The 24,441-nt window shown below is 60.9% G+C and carries 18 protein-coding genes; 14 read left to right on the top strand and 4 right to left on the bottom strand.

What is annotated here, in order from left to right:
* Window positions 1-130 precede the first annotated feature (130 nt).
* The 14 genes from DevBK_RS18985 to DevBK_RS18920 all read left to right on the top strand — a co-directional run bounded on the left by DevBK_RS18985 (window position 131) and on the right by DevBK_RS18920 (window position 20,786).
* Entirely contained in the window at window positions 131-1,330 is a 1,200-nt protein-coding gene (locus DevBK_RS18985; RefSeq protein ID WP_317186594.1) for an aspartate aminotransferase family protein, read from the top strand.
* A 179-nt stretch (window positions 1,331-1,509) separates the two neighbouring features.
* On the top strand, window positions 1,510-2,442 hold the full coding sequence (gene argF / locus DevBK_RS18980) for an ornithine carbamoyltransferase (protein WP_061911752.1): 933 nt from the start codon (window positions 1,510-1,512) through the stop codon (window positions 2,440-2,442).
* Window positions 2,443-2,640: 198 nt separating this feature from the next.
* The gene (locus DevBK_RS18975; RefSeq protein WP_317186593.1) at window positions 2,641-3,642 is read left to right on the top strand and encodes an Hsp33 family molecular chaperone; all 1,002 of its coding nucleotides are present in this window, start codon (window positions 2,641-2,643) and stop codon (window positions 3,640-3,642) included.
* Window positions 3,643-3,751: 109 nt separating this feature from the next.
* Entirely contained in the window at window positions 3,752-4,468 is a 717-nt protein-coding gene (locus DevBK_RS18970) for a LuxR family transcriptional regulator (protein WP_317186592.1), read from the top strand.
* A 51-nt stretch (window positions 4,469-4,519) separates the two neighbouring features.
* Complete coding sequence (locus tag DevBK_RS18965; RefSeq protein WP_317186591.1) at window positions 4,520-5,206, top strand: acyl-homoserine-lactone synthase; 687 nt, start codon at window positions 4,520-4,522, stop codon at window positions 5,204-5,206.
* A 7-nt stretch (window positions 5,207-5,213) separates the two neighbouring features.
* The gene (locus DevBK_RS18960; protein WP_317186590.1) at window positions 5,214-7,034 is read left to right on the top strand and encodes a glycosyltransferase family 2 protein; all 1,821 of its coding nucleotides are present in this window, start codon (window positions 5,214-5,216) and stop codon (window positions 7,032-7,034) included.
* Between the two features lie 53 nt (window positions 7,035-7,087).
* Window positions 7,088-7,594 carry a DUF2937 family protein gene (locus DevBK_RS18955; protein WP_317186589.1) on the top strand — a complete coding sequence of 169 codons (507 nt, stop codon included), beginning with the start codon at window positions 7,088-7,090 and terminating at the stop codon, window positions 7,592-7,594.
* Between the two features lie 91 nt (window positions 7,595-7,685).
* Entirely contained in the window at window positions 7,686-9,086 is a 1,401-nt protein-coding gene (gene ahcY, locus DevBK_RS18950) for an adenosylhomocysteinase (protein WP_061911756.1), read from the top strand.
* A 199-nt stretch (window positions 9,087-9,285) separates the two neighbouring features.
* On the top strand, window positions 9,286-11,352 hold the full coding sequence (locus tag DevBK_RS18945; protein WP_317186588.1) for a methyl-accepting chemotaxis protein: 2,067 nt from the start codon (window positions 9,286-9,288) through the stop codon (window positions 11,350-11,352).
* Between the two features lie 247 nt (window positions 11,353-11,599).
* Window positions 11,600-13,627 carry a methyl-accepting chemotaxis protein gene (locus tag DevBK_RS18940; protein ID WP_317186587.1) on the top strand — a complete coding sequence of 676 codons (2,028 nt, stop codon included), beginning with the start codon at window positions 11,600-11,602 and terminating at the stop codon, window positions 13,625-13,627.
* Between the two features lie 428 nt (window positions 13,628-14,055).
* The gene (locus tag DevBK_RS18935; protein WP_317186632.1) at window positions 14,056-16,416 is read left to right on the top strand and encodes a sensor histidine kinase; all 2,361 of its coding nucleotides are present in this window, start codon (window positions 14,056-14,058) and stop codon (window positions 16,414-16,416) included.
* Window positions 16,417-16,836 (top strand): tRNA (adenosine(37)-N6)-threonylcarbamoyltransferase complex ATPase subunit type 1 TsaE, encoded by a 420-nt coding sequence (gene tsaE / locus DevBK_RS18930; protein ID WP_317186586.1) that lies wholly within the window; start codon window positions 16,417-16,419, stop codon window positions 16,834-16,836.
* Window positions 16,837-17,058: 222 nt separating this feature from the next.
* Window positions 17,059-19,656, top strand: coding sequence for an EAL domain-containing protein (locus DevBK_RS18925; RefSeq protein ID WP_317186585.1), 2,598 nt, complete (start codon window positions 17,059-17,061; stop codon window positions 19,654-19,656).
* Between the two features lie 98 nt (window positions 19,657-19,754).
* Window positions 19,755-20,786 (top strand): Gfo/Idh/MocA family oxidoreductase, encoded by a 1,032-nt coding sequence (locus DevBK_RS18920; protein ID WP_317186584.1) that lies wholly within the window; start codon window positions 19,755-19,757, stop codon window positions 20,784-20,786.
* A gap of 6 nt (window positions 20,787-20,792) precedes the next feature.
* Here the strand turns inward: DevBK_RS18920 and DevBK_RS18915 are convergent, their stop codons facing one another.
* Genes DevBK_RS18915 through DevBK_RS18900 form a run of 4 tightly spaced genes read right to left on the bottom strand, consistent with a single transcriptional unit; the run spans window position 20,793 to window position 24,441 of the window.
* On the bottom strand, window positions 20,793-21,806 hold the full coding sequence (locus tag DevBK_RS18915; protein ID WP_317186583.1) for a YihY/virulence factor BrkB family protein: 1,014 nt from the start codon (window positions 21,804-21,806) through the stop codon (window positions 20,793-20,795).
* A gap of 55 nt (window positions 21,807-21,861) precedes the next feature.
* Window positions 21,862-22,692 (bottom strand): dipeptide ABC transporter ATP-binding protein, encoded by an 831-nt coding sequence (locus DevBK_RS18910; RefSeq protein WP_061911763.1) that lies wholly within the window; start codon window positions 22,690-22,692, stop codon window positions 21,862-21,864.
* Window positions 22,692-23,537: an ABC transporter ATP-binding protein gene (locus tag DevBK_RS18905; protein WP_061911764.1), complete on the bottom strand. Its 846-nt coding sequence runs from the start codon at window positions 23,535-23,537 to the stop codon at window positions 22,692-22,694. The genes DevBK_RS18910 and DevBK_RS18905 overlap by 1 nt, the downstream gene beginning before the upstream one ends.
* Window positions 23,538-23,541: 4 nt before the next feature.
* Window positions 23,542-24,441 (bottom strand): ABC transporter permease subunit, encoded by a 900-nt coding sequence (locus DevBK_RS18900; protein ID WP_061911765.1) that lies wholly within the window; start codon window positions 24,439-24,441, stop codon window positions 23,542-23,544.

Raw genomic sequence — 24,441 nt, 5'->3', positions numbered from 1 at the left:
TTGACTTGGCAGCCAAAACCCGCCTAATTCTCCCCGTCCAAGGCGCTGCCAGTGAGCAGCGTTTTTGATTTGTGTGGCACCTTTGCCACGGTTTTTCGCATCCCGCCTAAGAAGAAAAGGGGAGCCTTCCATGTCTGCGCTCTATGCCACATATGCCCGTTCCGAAGTTTCGTTCGAGCGCGGCGAAGGCATGCGCCTTTTCGACCAGCATGGACGCGAATATCTGGACTTTCATTCCGGCGTTGCGGTGAATGCGCTTGGCCATGGCGACCCGCATCTTGTCAGCGCGCTCAAGGCTGCAGCGGACAAGGTCTGGCACACGGCCAACACCTTTACTATTCCCGAGCAAGAACGCCTCGGCCAACGGCTCGTCGAAGCAACCTTTGCCGATGCCGTCTTCTTCACCAATTCGGGCGCCGAAGCGATCGAATGCGCCATCAAGACCGCGCGGCACTATTTCTGGGCCAAGGGTCAAGAAGAGCGCTTCGAGGTTATCGCCTTTAGCGGCTCCTTCCACGGCCGGACGCTCGGCACGATCGCGGCTGGCGGCAATCCCGATTACCTCCAGGGCTTTGGACCTGCCGCGCCCGGCTTCAAGCACGCCAAGCCCGGCGATATCGAGAGCGTCAAGGCGCTGATCACGCCCCAGACCTGCGCCATTCTCATCGAGCCTGTGCAGGGCGAGGGCGGCGTGACCGCCATGACCAATGAATTCATGCAGGGTCTCCGCGCGCTCTGCGACGAACACGACATGCTGCTCATTCTCGATGAAGTGCAGTGTGGCTTTGGCCGCACCGGACGCTTTTTTGCGCATGAATGGAGTGGGATCACGCCCGATATCGTCGCGGTCGCCAAGGCGATCGGCGGCGGTTTTCCGCTCGGCGCGTGCCTCGCCAAGGGCGATGTCGCAGCATCCATGGTCCCGGGCACACATGGCTCGACCTATGGCGGCAATCCGCTGGCGACGGCGGTGGGCAATGCCGTGCTCGATCGTGTCCTGGCGCCCGGCTTTATCGACAACGTCAATGTCATGGGCCAGCGTCTCGCCTGGCACCTGCAGCAATTGGCGCAAAAATATCCCGACTATGTGCTGGAGCTACGCGGCAAGGGGCTGCTCGCTGGCATCAAGATTTCGACGCCGGTGCGCGACATGGTCACGCGCCTCCGCGACGATCACCAATTGCTCACGATCGGGGCAGGGGACAATGTGCTGCGTCTCTTGCCGCCGCTGATCGTTTCGGAAGCCGATATCGAAGAAGCCGTGGGCAAGATTGCCGCTGCTTTCGACGCTATCGAAGCTGAAACGCAGGCCGCGCCGATAGCGAGCTGAGATCATGCTGACGTTTTATCATTTTGGGCGTCGCCGACGCGGCTTGTTTCCTCCGCCTCTCTGAGCAGCGGTCTCCCGAGAACCTGAATCTTCTTTCGGGAGACCCGCCTCTAGGGCAGAGTGATTAACCGTGGCTCCGGCCGCTCCAACATTTTATGCGTCATGAAAGAACCCGGCCCATGTCTTCGACCGGTACCCCGAACCATTTTCTCTCTATCGACGATTTCTCCTATGCCGAATTGCGCGGCATGCTTGACCAGGCTGGTGCGCTCAAGGCGCGCCTGAAGGATGGCGATCGGCCTCAGCTCCTCAAGGACAAGGTGCTGGCGATGATCTTCGAGCGCCAGTCGACCCGCACACGCGTCTCCTTCGACGTCGGCATGCGCCAGCTTGGCGGCGAGACCATCATGCTCTCCGGCCAGGAAATGCAGCTTTCGCGCGAGGAAACGCTGTCCGACACCGCCAAGGTCATGAGCCGTTATGTCGACGCCATCATGATCCGCATTCTCTCCCATGCCGATCTGCTCGAGCTCGCCGAAGGTGCGACAGTGCCGGTGATCAACGGCCTGACGCGCCGGGCGCATCCATGCCAGATCATGGCCGACCTCATGACTTTTGAAGAGCATCGTGGCTCTATCAAGGGCGCCAAGGTTGCCTGGGTGGGTGACAGCAACAACGTGCTGCACTCCTGGGTCAACGCTGCCGAACTCTTTGAATGCGAACTGACTATCGCCGTTCCGGACGAATATAGCCCGGAAAAGGACTTGATGCAGGACATCACTAGGGCGGGCAAATATGCAAGGCTGATCGAGGACCCGCGCGAGGCGGTTGAGGGCGCCGATCTCGTCATCGCCGATACCTGGGTGTCCATGGGCGACGTCGATGCCGCCGAGCGCCGCCGGGTCTTGAAACCCTATCAGGTGAATACCAATTTGATGGGCTTGGCGAACAAAGACGCCCTTTTCATGCACTGCCTTCCTGCCCATCGTGGCGACGAGGTGACCGACGAAGTGATCGACGGTCCCCAGTCGGTGGTGTTCGACGAGGCTGAAAATCGCCTCCATGCCCAGAAAGCCATTTTGTGCTGGGCCTTCGGGGTTGAAACGAACTAGGCGCGATTTTTCTTTTCGCGCCGCCGCTTCGATCGCCCACAGCGTTATCCCCGCGAAAGCGGGGATATTCTTTTGAGAAGAATGGGATTCCCGCTTTCGCGGGAATGACGCCGTGGTTGATTTCGAATGTGGCGCGTTTTGCTCCTGAGGCGTAGCCTTATCTGAAAGCCTGATTGAATGACCACGGAACCGACGACAATGACCGACAGCTTCCTTTCTGCCATGGGCCTTGATCGCCCCGAGACTGGCGACGATGCCGTGGTGCCGTTCACGCTTGAAAAGCTCGATACCCGCGGGCGCATCCTGCACCTGGGGCCTTCGCTCGACGCGATCCTGACCCGGCATAATTATCCCGCTCCCGTAGCGCGCCTTCTCGGCGAGGCTGTCGTTCTGACCGCGCTTATCGGCTCGTCGCTCAAGTTCGAAGGCAAGCTGATCCTGCAGACGCAGACCGATGGTCCGGTGAACCTGATCGTCGTCGATTTCGACGCGCCCGACGGGATGCGCGGCTATGCCCGCTTTGATCATGACATGGTGGTCAAGTGGGCAGAAGAAGGGCGAACCAGCCCCGCCGATATGCTCGGCAAGGGTCATCTCGCCATGACCATCGACCAGGGCGCGCATACCGAGCGTTATCAGGGCATCGTCGCGCTCGATGGCAATGGGTTGGAAGAAGTGGCCCATACCTATTTCCTGCAATCGGAACAGATCCCGACCCAGGTCCGGCTCGCCGTAGCGCAGATGTCGATGCGCGGCGATCATCGTCCGCGCTGGCGCGCCGGCGGCATTCTGATCCAGCACTTGCCGGAAAACGGCATGGCGCGCATGGCCGATCTGCCGGGCGATGGCAATTTCGATAATCCGGACACCAGCGATACGGCTTTCGAAGAGGCCAATGGCTGGGCCGAGGCTCGCTCGATGCTGGCAACGGTTGCCGATGTCGAGCTGGCTGATCCCGAAGTCTCGCCTGAGCGCCTGTTGTTCCGGCTTTATCATGAAACCGGCGCGCGGGTGTTCCCGGCAATGCCGCTTGTTGAGCGCTGCACCTGTTCGGCCGATCGGATCGAAGATATGCTGGCCACCAATTTCACCGATGAAGAACGCGGCGATATGGCGGTGAATGGCGAGATCGAGGTCGTCTGCGAGTTCTGCTCGACCGCTTACCGCTTCAATCCCAATCAGTTTAACCTCAAACACTAAATCTCTGGGGCGACGGAAATAATTTCCTCTCTTGCCGTCGCCCAGCTTGCTATTTCTGCGGCCCATGTCAAAATTGACACTACGGAGCAATTGGAGGGGCCGCTTCCAAGTGAACGCCGATCTGATGAACAGGATCGAGTTGCTGCAGCGTCAGGAGGACGCTGACGGCATCCACAAAGTGGTGTCCGACACGATCGGGCACTATGGCTTTGAGCGCTTCATCATCTCTGGGCTTCCGGATCGCGGCGTCGATGTCCGGCCGTTTGTCCTGCTCTCGGGCTGGGATGATGAGTGGTATAAGCGCTATACCAATCTCGGCTATGTCCACCTCGACCCGGTGGCGCGCAATTGCTTTGCCACAACCCTCCCATTCGACTGGTCGGATGCGCCCTATGATCGCGCAGGCGATCCTCAGGCCCGGCGCGTCATGGACGAGGCGCATGACTTCGGCATGAATGAGGGGCTTTGCGTGCCCGTTCATCTCGAAGGCGGCATGCAGGGGGTTGTCTCGCTCGTTGGCCGCACCGATTGGCTGAGCGAGCAGCAGCGGCTCGAACTGCATATGCTGGCGCTCTATGCCCATGGCCGGCTGCGGTTCCTCAACACGGTGCAGACCGATCGGCGACGCCGGGCCATCAGCCCGCGCGAGGCGGAAGTGTTGAAATGGGTGGCGAGCGGCAAGACCGCTGCCGATATTGCCGAGATTACTGGGCTCAGCGCACGCACCGTCAACCAGCACTGCGAAAACGCGCAGCGCCGGTTGGGCACCAATAATCGCCTCCATACCGTGGTCGAAGCCATCCGGCATAAGCTGATCGCGCTCTAGTGCCGGCGCTTGGGCATTGGGAAAACTGACAATTTTCGGCTCTGCCACTTCGTGACTATTCTCGCCGTGCAGGTGAAGTGGGGCAGGGGCATGCAGGTGCACATCGTGCGCGGACCGGTCAGCGACAGGCATGCCGCTCTTCTCGAAGACAATTACCGCCTGCGTCACAGGATTTTCGTCGAGCAACAGGGTTGGCAAGCCCTACGCCGGTCCGATGGCCGCGATGTCGATGCCTTCGACAATGCGGATGCGACCCATATTCTGCTCACCAAGAGCGATCAATTGGTGGGCGGCTCCCGCGTGACGCCGCTCGATCGACCGAACTTGCTGCAGACAGTTTTTAGCGGGCTCGTGCAAGACGATCTCCCCGCCGACCCATCGCTTGGGGCCGATTGGACGCGCTTTTATGTGCGGCCCGATCGACGCGAGGGCCGGCGGCGCACACCCGAGTCTGCAGCTCTTTTCTGCGCGACGATGGAATATGCCCTCATTGAGGGCTTCACCTTCATCACCTTCGTTTCCTCCCTCTCCATGGTGGAGCATGGCAATGCCGTGGGATGGAGGATTACCCCGCTCGGTGAACCCGCTCTGGTCGATGGCAAGGCCACTGTCGCCGCCTGGATCGAGGTTTCCGAGCATGCCCTCGACAATGTGCGGCGGGCCACCGGGATGAGACGCGCGCTCATCCCGGCCTCCCCGCCCACACGCGGGCCGTCCATCCCGCTTTACGCGCACTGAGGCCATCATGCCCCGGGCCCTCGCACTCATGCGTGCAATCATCGGGCCGGAGGAGAGCGCGCACACGGCGCAGCGGCTTCTGGAAGAAGCCATGCTGGTTGAGGTCGATCCGCTGCTTCATGCCGCCTTCTCGCTCCATCTCGACGTCAACACGGCGCTGGAGCGTGGCGCCAAGCATATCGGGGTTGCTTATTTCGAGACCATTCCGGTCGGCAGCGATCTATCCGTGCCCTTGCGCACCGAGCGTCTCGCCGAAATCCATATGGTGCGGGTCACGACGCTCGACCGTGATATCGCCTATACCGCGCCCGACTTCCGCGGCTTGATGGCGCTTAAGTCCTTGACCGAAGCAGACCCGGCTTTGACGCGCCGCGTCTGTGTCGTGCCGGCAGCGGCGATGCGCCAATATCTGGCCGGGGTTGCGGCACCAGATCTCATCGACAGCGCGCGGCAGACGCTGGCGCGGAACTGGCCCCGCGCCGCCGCAAGCCTTGAACTGACATTTGGCGTCCGCATGGCTTTTGCGGCTTCTGTCGTTGCCATCATCGCCGTGCTGGTGCTGACGCCCTATCTGGCGCCGGCCTGGATCATGCCGCTCTGGGCGCTGATCATCCTGCTGCCCGCGCTCATGCGTTTGGCGGCGCTGCTGTCGCCGAGGGCGGCGCCGGTGGTCGAGAAGAGAATCGAAAACGATGCTTTGCCGGTCTATTCCGTCCTGGTGCCACTGCGGGACGAGGCCGACATGGTCGACCAGCTTTGCCGCGAATTCCTCAAACTCGACTATCCCGCCCATCTCCTCGACATCATTTTCGTCGTCGAGCAGCGCTCGCCGGAAACGGTGGCGGCCGTGCAGCGGCACTTGCCCAAGGGGCGGTTCAGCTTGGTCGAGGTGCCGCATGCCTTGCCGCTGACCAAGCCCAAGGCGCTCGACTTTGCGCTGCCCTTTTGCCGGGGCGAGTTCGTCGTTGTCTTCGATGCCGAGGATCGGCCCGAGCCGCAGCAATTGCGCCAGATCGTCGGTCATTTCCGCCGCGCGCCGCATCTCCATTGTATCCAAGCCCGGCTCGTCATCGCCAATGGCGCGCGGGGCTGGTTGCCTGCGCTTTTTGCCGGGGAATATGCCGGGCTCTTTTCGGTCTTTTTGCCCGCGCTTGGCGGCTGGGGCGCCGTCATTCCGCTTGGGGGTACGTCCAACCATTTCCGTCTCGCGAGCCTGAGGGCCGTGGGTGGCTGGGACGCTTATAATGTCACCGAAGATGCCGATCTCGGCGTGCGCCTCGCGCGGCGGCGGCTCAATTGCGGCACCAGTAGCGCCGTGACCTACGAGGACGCGCCGGAAAGCCTGACCATCTGGATGGGCCAGCGCCGGCGCTGGATGAAGGGCTGGATGCAGACCTTCCTCGTCCACAATCGCCAGCCCCGGCAATTGCTGAAAGACCTTGGCCTGCCGCGGTTTCTCGTTTTCGAGATCATGGTGCTCGGGATGATCCTCTCGCCGCTCCTTCACACCGGTTTTACGCTGAGCTGCATTCTCGCCCTTCTCTTGGGGCGGTTCGAGCCGTTCCGGCTCGATCTATGGTCGGTTTCCTTCCTCGCCGTCTTCGCCATTGGCTATGGCATTGCCTTTTCAAAGCAGATCGCCGGGTTGTTGCGGTCAGGGCAGAAGGATATTCTCGGCTGGCAATTATTCCTGCCGATCTATTGGATCGCCATTGCCTGGGCGACGGTGCGGGCGCTCATCGATCTCACCATGCGCCCCTTCCATTGGATCAAAACCGCGCATCGCCCCGTTTCTGACATGAGGCCAAGACAGGTTCCGGCCGAGTAAACCTTGCCGGTTGCGAAAGCGTCTGACAGGGTCTGTGTGAGGGAGGGCAATCGATGCGACGCATGTTGGCCGGTATCGGTGGGGTCGGGCTGGCGGTGATGCTCAGCCAGTTTCCCGAATATGCCCAGCAATATACCCAGCGCCTCGGCGGCGCAGTGGATGAATTGCGCATCATGACGGAAGACTTCGATCGCTCGGCGGGCGAAGCCGGGCTTGATCGGGTGGGGGCTCTCAGCCGCTACCAGGCTTCGACCGATACATTTCTCGCCGATCGCGGGCGCAGCATGGAGCGCACCTTTGGCCGCTATGCCGAGCTAAACGCGACGCTGCAACGCATCGCCGGAGCCGATCCGCTGGAGCGCCTTCGCAACCTGCCCGCCTATCTAGACACCGATATCGGTCGCCGGACGCTCGAAAACTATAAGCCCGCCATGCCGGTGACGGCTGAGGGCCTTCTCTATGCGGGCACCGGTTTTGCGCTCGGCTATATCATTCTTTCGGCGCTGATCCGGTTCTGCAGCCTGCCGTTTCGCCGCCGGCGCGTCGTCTATCGTTCATAGGATATAAACATTCCTTTATATGTGCGGTTGAACGCGGGGGCCCGCTTGCGTATAGGAAAGGCAACGCAAAAAAACCTTCCGGAGACCGAGCATGACGCTCCAATCGACCGACTATGCGGTCAAGGACATTTCGCTGGCCGATTTCGGCCGCAAGGAACTCACGATCGCCGAGATCGAAATGCCGGGTCTGATGTCGATCCGCGAAGAATATGCGGCAGCCCAGCCGCTGCGTGGCGCCCGCATTGCCGGCTCGCTCCACATGACCGTCCAGACGGCCGTTCTCATCGAGACGCTGGTGGCTCTTGGCGCCGAAGTGCGCTGGGTGTCGTGCAACATCTTTTCGACCCAGGACCATGCTGCAGCCGCCATTGCCGCCGCCGGCATTCCGGTCTTTGCCCATAAGGGCGAAACGCTCGAAGAATACTGGGATTTCACCGATCGCATGATGGATTGGCCGGGTTCGACCCCGAACATGATCCTCGACGATGGCGGCGACGCCACCATGTATATTCTCACCGGCGCCAAGGCCGAGAAGGACATTTCCGTCCTCGACAAGCCAGGCAGCGAAGAAGAGGAAGTGTTCTTCGCCACCATCAAGCGCCGCCTCGCCAAATCGCCGGGCTTCTTCACCAAGATCCGCGATGCGATCCGTGGCGTTTCGGAAGAAACCACCACAGGCGTGATGCGCCTCTATCAGCTCCACGCCAAGGGCGAACTGCCGTTCCCGGCAATCAACGTCAACGACTCGGTCACCAAGTCCAAGTTCGACAACAAGTATGGCACGCGTGAATCGCTCGTCGACGCGATCCGTCGCGGCACGGACGTGATGCTAGCCGGCAAGGTCGCCATCGTTTGCGGCTATGGCGATGTGGGCAAGGGTTCGGCTGAATCGCTCCGGGGCGCGGGCGCCCGCGTGCTCGTCACCGAAGTCGATCCGATCTGCGCCCTGCAGGCCGCCATGGAAGGCTTTGAAGTCGTCACCCTCGAGGATGCAGCGCACCGCGCCGATATCGTCGTCACTGCCACGGGCAACCGTGACGTGCTGATGGTCGACGATATGCGCAACCTCAAGGACATGGCCATTGTCTGCAATATCGGCCACTTCGACAACGAGATCGACGTTCTGGGCCTTCGCAACTTCAAGTGGACCAACGTCAAGCCGCAGGTCGACCTGATCGAGCAGCCCAATGGTAAGCGCCTGATCCTTCTCTCCGAAGGGCGCCTGGTGAACCTCGGCAATGCGACGGGTCACCCGAGCTTTGTCATGTCGGCATCCTTTGCGAACCAGACGCTGGCTCAGATCGAACTCTGGACGCAGGGTGATAAGCTCGAAAAGAAGGTGCATGTTCTGCCCAAGCACCTCGACGAAAAGGTCGCCGAACTGCACCTCGCCAAACTCGGCGCCAAGCTGACCAAGCTCTCGAAGACCCAGGCCGACTACATCGGCGTCAGCGAAAACGGCCCGTTCAAGTCGAACGAATATCGCTACTGATCTCTTCGATCATGAGCAAAAGCTGAGCCCGCTTCGGCGGGCTTTTCTATTTGCTATTGTTTTTCAAAGATTTGGCTTCGGGTTGCGCTAAGCACTTGTCATTACGGAAATCTCACAAGGCCAGCGGCCTTCGTTAACCTTCCTTGCCTATCTTGCGGTTGGGAGGACGACAACACAAGCAAACAGGGCACCCCACGCCATGCGCGGAGCGACCAAATCCTTCTTCCACAGCATCAAGCTGACCACCTCCATTTCCGCTCTGGTGATCGGCGCCATATTCATCGCCATCATCGCCGTAGTCTGCGCTGTCTATGCGAGCCTAGCGAGCGATGCCCACAGGACGGCTGAAGAATCGCTGCGTGAAGGCATCCGCCTGACATCGACCCTGTTCCGCGCCGAATTCCCTCAAACAGAAATTTCCTGGAATACTGACGGCACGATCGGCGCCATCACCGTTCCGGCCATGCCCGCCATCGCGAGCCACGACCTGATCGACAGCATTGTCCGCGTCACCGGCAACAAGGCAACGATCTTCGCGCTCGATCCCGCGACGGGCGAATTCATCCGGCAATCGACCAATATTCTTTTGGCCAGTGGCGAACGCGCCATCGGTACGCCGCTCGATCCCAAAGGGTTGGTGTTCCCCGTCGTTTCCAGCGGTACTGCCTATGGCGGGACGGCCGACGTGCTGGGCGTGCCCAATTACGTGCGCTATCAGCCGATCGTCGACACCGCAGGCAAGGTTGTGGGCATTCTTTACGTCGGCATTGAACAGGCCAAGATCAATGGCGTGATCGGGAGTACGTTGCGGCTTCTCGCGATCATCGGCGGCCTGACCATGCTGGTCATTGGCGGTCTTTCACTGCTGATGGCGCGCCTTTTCGTCCGCCCGGTGCTCAAGCTCTCGCAGGCAACGACCAGCATCGGTCAGGGCGCGCTCGAAACCGAAGTACCCTATACCCATCGCAACAATGAAGTCGGAGCCATGGCCAAGGCCGTGGAAATCTTCCGCGAGAACGGCCTCAAGATCGCGCAGATGACCGAGGCGGAAGCCGCCCGCATCATCCGCGACGAGGAGGCCAGGCGCGAGATGATGGTCGAGCTGCAGCGCGCCTTCGGCGATGTGGTGGACTCCGCCATCGATGGCGATTTCACCAAGCGCGTCCCCGCGACCTTCCCCGATGCCGAACTGAATGGACTTGCCACCTCGGTCAACGATCTGGTCGATAGCGTCGACAAGGGGCTGAGCGAGACGGGTACCGTGCTCAGCGCACTTGCCAATACCGACCTGACCTGCCGCATGGATGGCCAGCATCGCGGCGCCTTTGCCAAGCTCAAAGCCGACGTCAACCAGGTCGCCGACCGCCTGACCCATATTGTCGGTCAGTTGCGCGGCACCTCGGGCACGCTGAAATCGGCGACGAGCGAAATTCTCTCTGGCGCCAATGATCTTTCCGAGCGCACTACCCGTCAGGCAGCGACGATCGAAGAGACATCTGCCTCAATGGAGCAGCTTGCCCTGACCGTCACCGAAAACGCCAAGAAGGCGTCGGATGCGAGCCAAAAGGCCAGCGTGGTTTCGCGCTCGGCTGAAGAAGGCGGCGCGGTGATGGATCAGGCTAATTCGGCGATGGAGCGGATCACGCAGTCTTCGTCAAAGATTTCCAATATCATCGGCATGATCGACGATATCGCCTTCCAGACCAACCTGCTTGCCTTGAACGCTTCGGTGGAAGCGGCGCGGGCTGGAGAAGCAGGCAAGGGCTTTGCTGTGGTCGCAGTCGAAGTTCGGCGTCTGGCGCAGTCGGCCGCGCAGGCCTCTTCCGAGGTGAAGGTTCTGATCGAGCAGAGCGCCAAGGAAGTCGGCTCCGGCTCCAAGCTCGTGGCGGACGCATCGGGCAAACTCAACGCCATGATGGAAGGGCTGCGCGCCAATACAGCACTGCTTGACGATATCGCCCATGCAAGCCGCGAACAGGCTTCGGCCATCGACGAGGTCAATACTGCCGTTCGTCAGATGGACGAGATGACCCAGCACAATGCGGCGCTGGTCGAGGAAGTGAACGCCGCGATCGAGCAGACGGAAAACCAGGCGAGCGAACTCGACCGGATCGTCGATGTCTTCACCATCGAAACAAGCCTTCAGCGCCCGTCCCAGACACGCCCGGCGCCGGCCGCTAAAACCGCTCCGCGCGTCAAGGCGGCAGCCTCGGCTTACCTGACCAATGGCAATGCGGCGCTCAAGGACGATTGGTCCGAATTTTGAAGTGTTTCCGCTGTCACAAATCAGCAATTAAGGGCCCTGCGGGGCCCTTTTCCTTGGGCGGTGTAGCGAAGTCTTTACCGTGTTTCGCGTAACTTAAGTTTAGGAGAAGTGGAGCAGAAGCCACGACCCCAAAGTGCGGGGGCACAACGAAGGATAGTGTGGCGCGGTGCCCAACTGCGCCCCATTGAACCGGTTTGCCTCGTTGCCGCGGTCCCCCGCGGTGTCCAGAAGGATTAGGAAGGCAACAGTGTTCAAACTCAAGATTGTAGGCCGCATCTATTTGCTTGTGGCCCTGGCGATCGTCTCCTTGACGATCATGGGCGTGACCGGCGTTCAACAGATCAACGCCACGCGCGAAGAAGCCCGTCGCGGCGAATTGCAGGCGCTGATCGAAGCAGCCGACGCGATTTCCAATGGCCAATATCAGCGCGCCCAAAAGGGCGAAATCAGCGAGGATCAAGCCAAGGCCACCGCGCTCGCAGCGCTGCAGGACCTGCGCTATCGCGGCACCGAATATATGTTCGTGCTGAACACCGATGGCGTGATGATCATGCACCCCATCCGCGCCGACCTCGTCAATGTCAGCCAGCTCGAAGCGACCGACACCAACGGCAAGTTCATCTTCCGCGAAATGGTCGACGTGGCCAAGGCCAATGGCCAGGGCTTTGTCGATTATCATTGGAAACGAACGGCCGACACCGAAGGCGTCGCCAAGCTCTCCTATATCAAGCTCTTCCAGCCCTGGGGTTGGGTGATCGGCACCGGCGTTTATACCGACGATCTTGCCGCCGCCGCCAGCAGCAGCTATGTCGAGATGGGGATCATCGGCCTTATTGTGGCGCTGGTGGTTTCGGCCGTGGCCTTCCTTCTGGCGCGCACCATTACCAACCCCATCGTTCGCCTCACCGGCATCATGGATAAGGTCGCCGACGGCAAGTTCGAGACCGAGGTGATCGGGACCGATCGCACGGACGAAATCGGGGCCATGGCACGGGCCGTCGAAGTCTTCCGCGAGAATGGCATGAAGGTGTCGCAGATGACCGAGGCAGAAGCAGCCCGCATCATCCGGGATCAGGAATCGCGCCAGGACATGATGATGGAGCTGCAGCAAGCCTTCGGCAATGTCGTCGACTCTGCGCTCGATGGTGATTTTTCGAAGCGCGTCCCCGCGACTTTCCCGGACGCCGAACTCAATGGCCTCGCAACCTCGGTCAATGATCTCGTCGACAGCGTCGATCGCGGCCTGACCGAAACCGGCACTGTGCTGAGCGCCATGGCGCAGGCCGACCTGACCCAGCGCATGCATGGCGAACATCGCGGCGCTTTCGGCAAGCTCAAGACCGACGTCAACCTCGTAGCCGACAAGCTCAGCGATGTGATCCACCAGTTGCGCGGGACCTCGGGCACGCTGAAATCGGCAACGAGCGAAATTCTTTCGGGCGCCAATGATCTTTCCGAGCGCACAACGCGTCAGGCAGCGACCATCGAAGAGACCTCGGCCTCGATGGAGCAGCTTGCCCAGACCGTGACCGAGAACGCCAAGAAGGCGTCGGATGCGAGCCAGAAGGCGAGCGTCGTGTCACGTTCAGCCGAAGAGGGTGGCGCGGTGATGGATCAGGCCAATTCGGCGATGGAGCGGATTACCCAGTCTTCCTCGAAGATCTCCAACATCATCGGCATGATCGACGATATCGCCTTCCAGACTAACCTGCTTGCGCTCAACGCTTCTGTGGAAGCGGCACGCGCTGGCGAAGCGGGCAAGGGCTTTGCGGTGGTTGCCGTCGAAGTCCGCCGTCTGGCTCAGTCCGCCGCTCAGGCGTCGTCCGAGGTGAAGGCGCTGATCGAGCAGAGCGCGCAGGAGGTCGGCTCGGGCTCGAAGCTCGTGGCCGATGCCGCTGGCAAGCTCAATGCCATGATGGACGGGCTCCGCGCCAATACAGCGCTGCTCGACGATATCGCGCGCGCCAGCCGCGAACAGGCTTCCGCGATCGACGAGGTCAACACCGCCGTCCGCCAGATGGACGAAATGACCCAGCACAATGCGGCGCTGGTTGAAGAGGTGAACGCCGCGATCGAGCAGACTGAGAACCAGGCGAGCGAACTCGACCGGATTGTCGATGTCTTCCACATCGAAGGGGTGCAGCAACGCAGCCCCGTCAGCCGAGCCCGGCCAGCACCGGTCGCGGCGAAGGCCGCACCAAAGGTGAAGGCGGCGGCTTCTGCCTATCTCACCAGCGGCAATACCGCACTCAAGGATGATTGGTCTGAGTTCTAGACCGATTAGAGCGGGCCGGAGCGTATCCGGCCCGCATTGTTTCTGCTTTGGCGCGAATGGTTAACAAAACGTTTCTAGTTCGTTCTCCGTCAAGCGCTTCCTTAGCGCTTTGCCCGCAAAGCACAGCCATGAAGACTCTTTTTCGCGATTCATACCCTCGTTATGTTAGGGCGATTCGGTCGCGGGGGACACGTTACCGGCTCGGGGGCACCTTGGAATCCCAGTAGGGATCTTTCCGCGTTCAGGCGCCAGTTTCAGTGCACGCGTACCGGCCGCATAGGCCGGACTTGCAACAATAAAAGAAGCGAGGGCAGTCTATGGCGCCGGATCGATTCCGGAAGCATTGGGGATTCGCAAGTTTTGCGTCCGTCCCCTTAACTCTGACAATGGCAGTCCCAGCCTTCGCGCAGAGTGCTTCAGTGGCAAATATGGGCGGCATTGTACCCGTCGCCGTGGCCATTGGTGCAGGTGGCTTCGCCCTTGTCGCCGTGACCCTGTTGCGCACGCTGTTGCGCGACGGCAAGCTGGCTCAAGGCAAGGCCCGCGCCCAAATCGCCGATTTGCGCGCCTTGGTCGACGATTATGAAAATCTCATCGGTGGCAGCCGCGAGCTGACCGTCGTCTGGCCCGAGCAGGCTGGCGTCGCGCCGCGGCTTCTGGGGCAGCCTGCAGCGGTCTTGCCGCCCGGCCGCCGCGCCGAAAGCGTTCTCAATTTCGATACGTGGCTCAGTGGCAGCGAGGCAGAGCGCCTCTCCATTCTCGTCGAGCGCCTGCGCGTCGACGGCCATAGTTTTTCGGCCAGCATCAAGTCGCTCGACGGACGCATTGTCCGCGCGACCGGCTGGCTTGCCGGCGGTGGCGCCGCTCTTCGTCTGCGCCCGGCCTTTTCGCAAGCGCAGAATGACGCCGAAGACCGTCTGGCCGCCGAAGGCGCCGATCGCGGCAGCGTGCTTGCAGTCCTCAAATTGCTTTCGACGCCCGCATTCTTGCGCGATGTGTCCGGCCGCCTGGTCTTTGCCAACCCCGCTTATCTCGAACTGTGCGCGGGTTTGGGCAAAACAGGCTCGGCCGAAGCCCCTGCCGAAATCTTGGATGGTCGCGATCTCGACGCGCATCTGGCGGCCTGCCGCAACAATAGCGAACCGCTGCGCCAGCGCATCTCGCTTGGCAAGGCGGGAAATTTTGAGCTGATCGATATTCCGGTTGCCGATGGCCGCGCGGGTTACCTGCGCCGGTTGTCGGGCACCGAACCAGTCCCGGCGGAAATGGCGGGCGAGCCAAGCCTTGCTCATATCGCAGGCATCATCGATGCCCTCGCGACGCCCATCGCCATTTTCAACGCGCGGCGCGAACTGGTGCAGTTCAATCCTGCCTATGCCGCGATCTGGAATCTCGATCGTAAATTTTTGGCTCTTGGCCTCGATGAGCGGGCCATTCTCGACAAGCTCCGCACCGAGGGCATGCTGCCCAATCAGGTCGATTATCACACCTGGCGGACCAAGCACCTCGACTCCTACAATCGCAAGGAGCCCTTCGAGGCTGAGCCCTGGCACCTTCCGGACGGCCGCACGATCAAGGTTATTTCCGCGCCGGCCGGTGCCCAGGGCGGCGTGATCTATGTCTTTGAAGACATTACCGAACGCCTCAAACTCGAATCGGCCAATAAGGCCATGACCAATGTGCAGCGCGAAACCATCAATGCGCTCTCCGAGGCTGTGGCGGTGTTCGGCACCAATGGTCGCCTCGCCCTGTCCAATCCACGGCTGTCGGCGCTCTTCAAGCTGCCGATGAACATCCTCGACGCCAATCCGCATATCGACCAATTGGCCGATGCGTCGGGCAAGGTGCTGCAGGATGGCGCCAAGATCTGGCACGATCTCAAACGCAATATCATCGACCTTAATCCGACCAGAACCGATAAGGCCGGGCGCATCGAGCGCGCCGATGGGCGTCTGCTGGACTATGCCATCACGCGCCTGCCCGATGGCCAGACGATGATGACCTTTCTCGATGTCACCGAAAGCGCGAGCTACTCCAAAGTGCTCAAGGAGCGCAATGATGCGCTCGTCACTGCAGATCGCCTTAAGGACGCCTTCGTCGAAAACGTGTCCTACGAGTTGCGAAGCCCGCTGACCAATATCATTGGCTTTGCCGATCTCCTCGCGGGGACCGAGGGCGACACGCTCAATGAACGCCAGAAGGCCTATATCGAATATATCCGGGCCTCGTCGGTCACGCTGGGCGTGCTTATCGACAATATTCTCGATCTTGCTTCGGTTGATGCCGGGATTGCTGAGCTTAATCCCGAAACGCTCAGCGTTCCGCAACTGATCGATAAGGCCAAGGCCGGCCTTTCCGCGACTTTTCCGGAAATTACCGGCAATGGCACCAATCTCGTTGTCTATGTCGAGCCTGACCTGCCCGAATTCATCGCCGATGGGACGCGCATCGTGCAGGTGCTGTATAATCTCCTCTCCAATGCTGCGCGGTTCTCGCCGCCCAATGGCGAGATCCGGCTTTCGGTATCGCATCGCGCCGACCGCATGCTCTTCATCATCGAAGACGAGGGTCCGGGCCTGACCGACGAATTGCGGTCGGCCATTCTGACCCGTCTCGATTCTCCCGGGGCAGGCGGGCGCATGCGGGGGGCCGGACTCGGTCTTTCCATCGTGCGGACATTCGTCAATCTTCATGGGGGGACGATCTCGGCCGAGCAGCGCGAACCGCGTGGTAGCCGCATCGTCGTCAACTTTCCCCGTGACAGCGCCCTTGCTGGCGTAGCCGAATAAATGCAGCGTTTCCTCGCCGACGACGACGCAACCTCAGCCTTTGGCCAGGAGCTGGCCGGGATGCTGCGGCCAGGCGACATCGTTAGCATTGAAGGTGAATTGGGTGCCGGTAAATCGGCGCTGGCGCGGGCGACGATCAGGGCCCTGGCGAAGGATGCCGATCTGGAAGTGCCGTCGCCCACGTTTGCTCTCGTGCAGCCCTATGAAACGCCGGCCGGGCCTGTTCTGCATGCCGATCTTTACCGCCTCGGCGATGCTGCGGAAGCCGACGAGCTCGGTCTCCTCGATACCGATAATGGCGTGGTCTTTGTCGAATGGGCGGAAAAAGCGCCTCATGTCCAAGACGCGGCAACAATCATCATTACGCTTGCCATTCCTCCGGGTGGCGAAGGCCGGGCGCTGAGCTTGCGACGCCAGTAAAGCCTGATTGAATTTTCAGCGCTCACGGTAGCTTACGGCTGCCGATTTCTTTGCCAGCCGTTTACCACGCCTCGATTTGGTCACGGTTCGTAACGATCTGATCAAGAGCTGGCACGCTAATCTGAGTTAAGGCCGAAATCCGGCCATAACTTTTAGGGCGTCATGGTCGGAACAGTCCTTCGGCAGAACCTGTGGAATTGGCGACGAACGGGCACTTTGCCCATGCTGATCGCCATCATCGTGGTCATCATTGCCGGGATTGTTGTCGACAAGCAGGCAACGACCATCAGCCAGGAACGCATGCGTTCAGAGGTGCTGAGCCAGATTTCAGTGATCCGGGCCAAGCTTGAAGGCCAGGTCTCGAGCAATATCCAGTTGATGCGCGGACTTGTGTCCGTGATTGCCACCGAGCCGGATATGGATCAGGCGCGGTTTGATGAACTGGTCAAGAACCTGTTCGTCGGCACGGGCCAATTGCGCTCCGTTGCAGCCGCGCCTGATCTCGTCATTCGCATGACCTATCCCCGCATTGCCAACCAAAAGGCGATCGGGCTCGATTATCGCAAAGTTCCCGATCAATGGGCGGCAATCGAGCGCGTGCTTGAAACTGGCGAACTGGTCCTGGCCGGGCCGGTCAATCTTGTTCAGGGCGGCCGCGGCTTTGTCGGACGGTTTCCCGTCTTTGTGGGGGAAGGCGAGGGGCGCCGATTCTGGGGCGTCGTTTCAGCCGTGGTCGATGTCGATCGCCTCTATGGCGATAGCGGCGTCTATTCGGCCGCCAAGGACCTCGAAATCTCGATCATTGGACAAGACGGGCAAGGCAAGGCGGGCCTGCCGTTCTTTGGGACGAATGTGTCGGCACTCAATCCGGTGGTTGCCGATGTCACCCTGCCGTCCGGTAGCTGGCAGATTCAGGCGGTGCCGCGCGGCGGATGGCAACAGTCTACGCCGATGCAGCTTTTTATGCGCGGCGGTATCATTCTCGCCGGTATTCTCATTCTCTTCCCATTCTGGATTACCGGCAGGCTGATGGCCCAGCGCCAGGAGCATATCGGCCAGCTCAAGGATCGCGAACTGGCGCTGACCCAATTGACCCAGCGGCTCAACCTGGCGCTCGAAACCTCCAAGGTTGGGCTTTGGGAGCTCGACATGGCCACGGGAGACGAAGTCTGGGACGCGCGAACTAACGAAATCTATGGCATGCCGCCCGATAGTACCGGCCGCACCCACGACCATTGGCAAAAGGTCGTCCATCCCGAGGACCAGGCGCGAGCCGAGCGGGAATTCCAGGATTCGATCGCCAATGGCCGTTATGAATCGGTCTATCGCGTGCTCTTGCCCGATGGCACGCTTCGCCACATCCGCTCCATCGCCATTACGCTCAAGGAAGGGGACGGGGAAAAGGTCATGGGCGTCAATTGGGACGTCACGGCCGAGGTCCTGCGCAATGAAGACCTGCGGAGCGCCAATGCGCTGACCGAAGCACGCAATGCCGAGCTCGAAGCGGTCCGCGTGCGCATCGAATACAATGCGCTGCACGATAGCCTGACGGGCCTGCCCAATCGGCGCTTTCTCGACGAAACCCTGCGCCGCCATGCCGAGCTTGGCTACCGGGATAGCGGCACAATCGCGCTTCTGCACATCGATCTCGACCGGTTCAAGCAGATCAACGATACACTTGGCCACGCGGCCGGCGACGCCATGCTCGTGCATGCGAGCGCCGTCTTGCGCGACTCCTGCCGTGAGGATGACTTCGTTGCGCGCATCGGTGGCGACGAGTTCGTGGTGCTTTCGAGCAACCGGCATGGCGAGGAAAGCCTGGCCCGTCTTGCGGCGCGCATCGTCGAAGCCATGCGCAAGCCGCTTTATCACGAGGGCCATGAATGCCGCTGTGGGGTCAGCGTCGGTATCGCCACGGCCATGGTGCCCGACATCGATATCGAGCAACTGCTGATCAATGCCGATATCGCGCTCTATCGGGCGAAAGGCCGGGGCCGTAACCGCTTCGAATTCTTCTCCGCCGAACTGCAGGCCGAGGTGGTCAAGACCAAGCGTGTGGCGGACGAAATCCTGACCAGTCTCGAAAGGCAGGATTTCATTCCCTATTACCAGCCGCAATTCTGCGCGAAGACGCTCGATGTCGTTGGCGTGGAGGCCCTCGCGCGCTGGCAGCACCCGACCAAGGGTCTACGTGCGCCGGACAGTTTTATGGCTGTTGCGGAGGAGTTGAGCGTCGTCGCTGCGATCGACCACGCTATTTTGCGCCAGTCGTTGGACGATCTCGCCCGTTGGGACAAGCTCGGATTGGGTGTGCCCCGCGTGTCGGTCAACGTCTCGCAGCGGCGGCTCCATGACGAGGGGCTGGTGTCGACCTTAAGGGATATGGACATTCCGCCCGATCGCGTTGCATTCGAGTTGGTGGAATCGATCTATCTCGATGAGAGCGACGGCATCGTCGCGTGGAATATCGACCAGATCAAAGCGCTTGGGATCGATGTGGAGATCGACGATTTCGGCACCGGATATGCATCCATCGTTTCGCTGCAAAAACTGCGGCCACGCCGATTGAAGATCGATCGGCTTCTGGTCGATCCGATCACCACGGAAGCCAGTCAGCGGCGGCTCGTCGCCTCCATCGTCGATATCGGGAAGTCTATGGATATCGAGATTGTCGCAGAGGGCGTCGAAAGCATGGAGCATGCGCGCATCCTCCGCGACCTCGGCTGCGACATCTTGCAGGGTTATGCCTTCGCCAAGCCAATGTCCCGCGAAGCCTTCGAGGAATTCCTCGGCCGGAACGCTTGGCGGCATGCTGGGTAATCCGGCGGTATAGCTGCGTCACAAGAGGGCGCGACAACGGCAGCGAAATTGGCTATTGCGATTTCTACGATCTTGTATGGAACGCAAAGGGGCCGGCCATGGCGCAATCGAAAAAGTTTGGACTGGGCGTGGTGGGCGCCGGCATGGCTGCGAAACCGCATGCGCAGGCGCTCGATGCGCTCCGTGACAGCATCGAGGTGCGGGGCGTTTGGCGGCGCGATGCGGCAGCGTTAAAGCAGTTTTGCGAGACCTATGACTTTGCCGCGGCCGAGAGCTATGAGGCGATGTTGGCCGATCCCGATGTCAACGCCATCCTGATCCTGACCCCGCCCAATGCGCGCGAAGCGTTGGTAGAAGCGGCGGCGAAGGCCGGCAAGCATATCCTGATGGAAAAGCCCGTCGAGCGGACGACGGATGCTGCCGCGCGGATCGTCGCGATCTGTGAAAAGGCGGACGTGACGCTTGGGATCATCTTCCAGCATCGTTTTCGCGCGGCTTCGAAAGCTTTAGCGGCCAAGGTTGCGAGCGGTGAGCTTGGCGCGCTGTTTTCGGCCCATCTCGTCGTGCCGTGGTGGCGCCCGCAGGTTGGGTATTATGACAAGCCCGGCCGGGGGACCTTTGCTCAGGATGGCGGTGGGGTGCTGATCACCCAGGCCATTCACTCGCTCGACTTGATGCTGAGCCTGACGGGACCGGCCAAAGCCGTCACGGCCCTTGCCGCGACCACTGGCTTTCATCAAATGGAAACCGAAGATTTCGTCGCTGGCGGCATCGAATTTGCCAATGGTGCGGTGGGCGCGCTGATGGCGACGACGGCAAATTATCCGGGCGGGGCAGAAAGCCTGGTGCTCAACTTTGAGAAAGCCAGCGCGACGCTGACCGGCGGCAATCTCACCCTGCGCTGGTTCGATGGTCGGGAAGAGGTCATAGGCGAAGCGAGCAGCAGTGGCGGTGGAGCAGACCCCATGGCCTTCCCCTTCGATTGGCACATGGATCAGATCGCCGAATTTGCCGACGCGGTGCAGTCGGGCCGCCAGCCGGTCTCAACCGGGGCGACGGCGCTGCGGGTCCATCGGCTTATTGACGCGTTGATCGCGTCCTCGCGAGAGGGTAAGCGCGTTACACTCTGAGGCGTTTCAGGCGGGGGACGGACTGCCGCCTTTGCCCTCGCTCTCCGGCCATGTCTCGCCAAGGGTATCGGCGACATAGGCGCCGCGCGCACCGAGGGGCGCCGGCTCGCCGGTCGTCGAGTCGATCGCAGTTTGATGTTCGAGCTCGGAATTGAGGGCCCCGCCCAGAATGGCGATCGTCACCGAGAACCAGATCCAGGTGAGCAGACCGATCAGTGCGCCGAGCGAACCATAGGTCGCATTGTAGTTTGAAAAATTGGCCGCATACCATGAAAAGCCGGCCGACATCACCATGATGCCAAAGGTCGCAAAGAGGCTCCCCGGCGTGACCCAACGCCACTGCGCCTCCTGCCGGCTCGGCCCCCAGCGATAGATGGCTGAGAGGGCAATGACGAGCGTTGTGAGCATGATGGCATAGGAGCCGGCGCGCACCAGCCATTCGAACCGGCCAAGCGCCAGATAGTGCAGCAGCACCGGCATGACGAGCACGGCGCCAAGGACGACCACCAGCAACAGCAGGGCACCGAGAACAAAGCAGAGCGCCAGCAGGTTGATGCGAATGAAACTGCGCTTTTCGCGCTCGCCATAGACGATGTTCATCGCCTCGAAAAACGCCTTGATACCGGCGCTGGCGCCCCAAAGGGCAAGACCGAGGGAGATCAGCAGCGCAAAGCCAAGCGAGGCATTGGTTTCGCTCGTCAGCCGGACCAATTGCTCGCGGATGATTTCGAGCCCATCGCCGGGGACCAGACCCTCGAGCAAGTTGAGCTGTTCGATCACGCCCGCTGGATCGTTGAGAAGCCCGTAGCTCGAGACGAAAAGACTGAGCGAGGGCACGAGCGCAAAGAGTAGAAAGAAGGTGACTCCCGCGGCCGTCAGCAGAATCCGGTTGTCGTTGAAGCCGACGAAAAGCCGATAAATTATATCGCGCCAGCCGCGCCACGGAATGGCGATCGGCGTTCTGGCGCGGCGGCCGCGATCACGGCGTTTAGGGCGAGATTTTTTCGACGCAATAGACATGTTCGCACAACGCGGCGCGAAGCGCTTGGCTCCGCGCCGTATCGGCAATCATGCATTATGCGGTCAATGCTTTCTTACGGGCGATGCGGGCGCGGATGTGCTCGACATCGGCCTTGGGCGTCGCGGCAAAAAGCGTCTTGGTATATTCGTGCTGTGGCGCCGCAAAAACCGCCTCGCGGGTGCCGTGTTCGACGACGTCGCCAAAGTACATGACCATGACTTCATCGGCGATGTAGCGCACGACCGAAAGGTCGTGGCTGATGAACACATAGGTGAGGCCAAACTCGTCCTGCAGATCCTTCAAAAGATTGAGAATCTGGGCCTGTACGGAGAGATCGAGCGCGGAAACCGGCTCGTCGAGAACCAGGAAACTCGGGTTGAGCATCAGCGCGCGCGCAATGGCGATGCGCTGACGCTGGCCGCCCGAGAACATGTGCGGATAGCGGTTGTAGTGCTCTGGTTGCAGGCCGACCTTGATCAGCATGGCCATGGCTTTTTCACGCCGTTCGGCGGCCGACATGTCGGTGTTCAGTAGAAGCGGTTCGGCCAGCACGTCGCCGATCTTCTGGCGCGGATTGAGTGAGCCATAAGGATTTTGAAAGACGATCTGGACCTTTTGGCGCAGTTCCTTGGTGACATGCGCAGCGCTTGCCGGAATGCCGTCGATCAGGATCTCGCCAGACGTCTGTGGATCGATCAGGGTGATCATGCGGGCAAGGGTCGACTTGCCACAACCGCTTTCGCCCACGACGGCGAGGGTTTTGCCCTTTTCGAGGGTGAAGCTGACGCCTTTGACGGCATGCAGAACCTTCGCCGGGCGTAAAAAACCCTGGGAGGTGATGTAGTCGCGCTTGAGGTCGCGGACTTCGAGAACCGGTGTCGTCATCAGCGTGCTCCGGGCGCAGCTTGGAACAGCATGTCGGAGACCGTCGGCAGGCGATCGCCGACAGCGTTTTCCGGCAGCGCCGAAAGCAGCGCCTGCGTGTAGTTCGATTGCGGATTTTCAAAGAGGGAGAGCACGTCGGCTTCTTCCATCTTGCGACCCTTATATTGGACGATCACGCGGTCGGCCGTCTCGGCCACGACGCCCATGTCATGGGTGATCATGATCAGCGCCATGCCGGTCTGTTCCTGGAGGCGGACCAGGAGATCGAGGATCTGCTTCTGGATGGTCACGTCGAGCGCTGTGGTCGGCTCGTCAGCGATCAGCAGCGTCGGATTGCAGGCGATGGCCATGGCAATCATGATGCGCTGGCACTGGCCGCCCGACATCTGGTGCGGGAAGGCCTTGAGCTTATCGGCAGCATCGCGAATGCCGACTTGACGCAGCAGTTCGAGCGCGCGGTCATGCGCCGCACGGCCACGGAGGCCTAGATGTTTTTCGAGCACTTCGCCGATCTGGAAGCCAACGGTGAAGCATGGATTGAGGCTTGCAATGGGCTCCTGGAAGATCATGGCAATGTCCTTGCCGATGATCTTGCGCCGTTCGGCTTCGGGCATCTTGAGAAGGTCGCGGCCATTGAAGGTCATGACATCGGCCGTCACGGTCGCGGTCGAGGGCAGGAGGCCCATGGTCGCGAGCATGGCCACAGATTTGCCCGAGCCGCTTTCGCCGACGATGGCGAGAACTTCGCGGGCATCGACGGAGATATCAATGCCATCGACGGCCTTGAAGAGGCCGGCCGAGGTGTCGAAGGCGACGGTAAGATTCTTGATTTCGAGAAGGGACATGGTCTCAGCTCCTCTTCAGCTTTGGGTCGAGCGCGTCGCGCAGGCCGTCGCCGATAAGGTTGATGGCGAGAACGGTTATGAGAATGGCAAGGCCGGGGAAGGTGACAACCCATGGCGCCTTGAGGATGAACTCGCGCGCCGATGCCAGCATCGTACCCCATTCCGGCGTTGGCGGCTGGGCGCCCATGCCGAGGAAGCCGAGGGCGGCAGCCTCGAGGATGGCGTTGGAAAAGCTCAGCGTGGCCTGGACGATCAAGGGCCCGAGGCAATTGGGGAGGATAGTAATTAGCATCAGGCGGAAGTGGCCGGCACCGGACAGTTTGGCGGCGGTGACATATTCCCGGTTCTTCTCGGCCATGACCGCGGCGCGCACGAGGCGGGCAAAGTGCGGCTGCAGGACGAGCGCAATGGCGATCATCGCGTTGAAGAGGCCGGGGCCAAGGATGGCGACGAGAACAAGCGCCAGCAGCAAGGGCGGGAAGGCAAGGATGATATCCATGATGCGCATGATCAGCGCATCGACCCAGCCGCGGAAATAACCCGCGAGCACGCCGAGGAGGACGCCAACGACCAGCGCGCCGATGACGACGAAAAAGCCGATGAACAACGAATAGCGCGCGCCGTGAATGAGACGCGAGAGGATGTCGCGGCCGACGGGATCGGTGCCGAGGATGAAGCGCGGATCCGAATTTGCGTCCCAGATCGGTGGCTTGAGCAGGGCATCGCGATATTGCGCGTCAGGCAGATGCGGAGCGATCAGCGGCGCGAAGATCGCGACGAAGAGCAGGATCGTGAAAACAGTGAGGCCGATGACGGCGCCGCGATTGACCGAGAAATAGAACCAGAATTCGCGGAGGCCGGAGACAGGCTTGGTGGTGCCAACGGTAGGAGTCGTGGTTGCCAT

The organism is Devosia sp. BK (assembly GCF_032907385.1).
Lineage (GTDB): Bacteria > Pseudomonadota > Alphaproteobacteria > Rhizobiales > Devosiaceae > Devosia.
This window is presented reverse-complemented; position numbering and strand designations above follow the sequence as displayed.

Bases quoted from the DNA above. Each gene is read 5' to 3' on its own strand.
- DevBK_RS18910 (WP_061911763.1), bottom strand. From the start codon at position 22,692: ATGACGACACCGGTTCTCGAAGTCCGCGACCTCAAGCGCGACTACATC.
- DevBK_RS18905 (WP_061911764.1), bottom strand. From the start codon at position 23,537: ATGTCCCTTCTCGAAATCAAGAATCTTACCGTCGCCTTCGACACCTCG.
- ahcY (WP_061911756.1), top strand. From the start codon at position 7,686: ATGACGCTCCAATCGACCGACTATGCGGTCAAGGACATTTCGCTGGCC.
- DevBK_RS18960 (WP_317186590.1), top strand. From the start codon at position 5,214: ATGCCCCGGGCCCTCGCACTCATGCGTGCAATCATCGGGCCGGAGGAG.
- tsaE (WP_317186586.1), top strand. From the start codon at position 16,417: ATGCAGCGTTTCCTCGCCGACGACGACGCAACCTCAGCCTTTGGCCAG.
- DevBK_RS18945 (WP_317186588.1), top strand. From the start codon at position 9,286: ATGCGCGGAGCGACCAAATCCTTCTTCCACAGCATCAAGCTGACCACC.
- DevBK_RS18935 (WP_317186632.1), top strand. From the start codon at position 14,056: ATGGGCGGCATTGTACCCGTCGCCGTGGCCATTGGTGCAGGTGGCTTC.
- DevBK_RS18985 (WP_317186594.1), top strand. From the start codon at position 131: ATGTCTGCGCTCTATGCCACATATGCCCGTTCCGAAGTTTCGTTCGAG.
- DevBK_RS18900 (WP_061911765.1), bottom strand. From the start codon at position 24,441: ATGGCAACCACGACTCCTACCGTTGGCACCACCAAGCCTGTCTCCGGC.
- DevBK_RS18920 (WP_317186584.1), top strand. From the start codon at position 19,755: ATGGCGCAATCGAAAAAGTTTGGACTGGGCGTGGTGGGCGCCGGCATG.
- argF (WP_061911752.1), top strand. From the start codon at position 1,510: ATGTCTTCGACCGGTACCCCGAACCATTTTCTCTCTATCGACGATTTC.
- DevBK_RS18925 (WP_317186585.1), top strand. From the start codon at position 17,059: ATGCTGATCGCCATCATCGTGGTCATCATTGCCGGGATTGTTGTCGAC.
- DevBK_RS18975 (WP_317186593.1), top strand. From the start codon at position 2,641: ATGACCGACAGCTTCCTTTCTGCCATGGGCCTTGATCGCCCCGAGACT.
- DevBK_RS18915 (WP_317186583.1), bottom strand. From the start codon at position 21,806: ATGTCTATTGCGTCGAAAAAATCTCGCCCTAAACGCCGTGATCGCGGC.
- DevBK_RS18955 (WP_317186589.1), top strand. From the start codon at position 7,088: ATGCGACGCATGTTGGCCGGTATCGGTGGGGTCGGGCTGGCGGTGATG.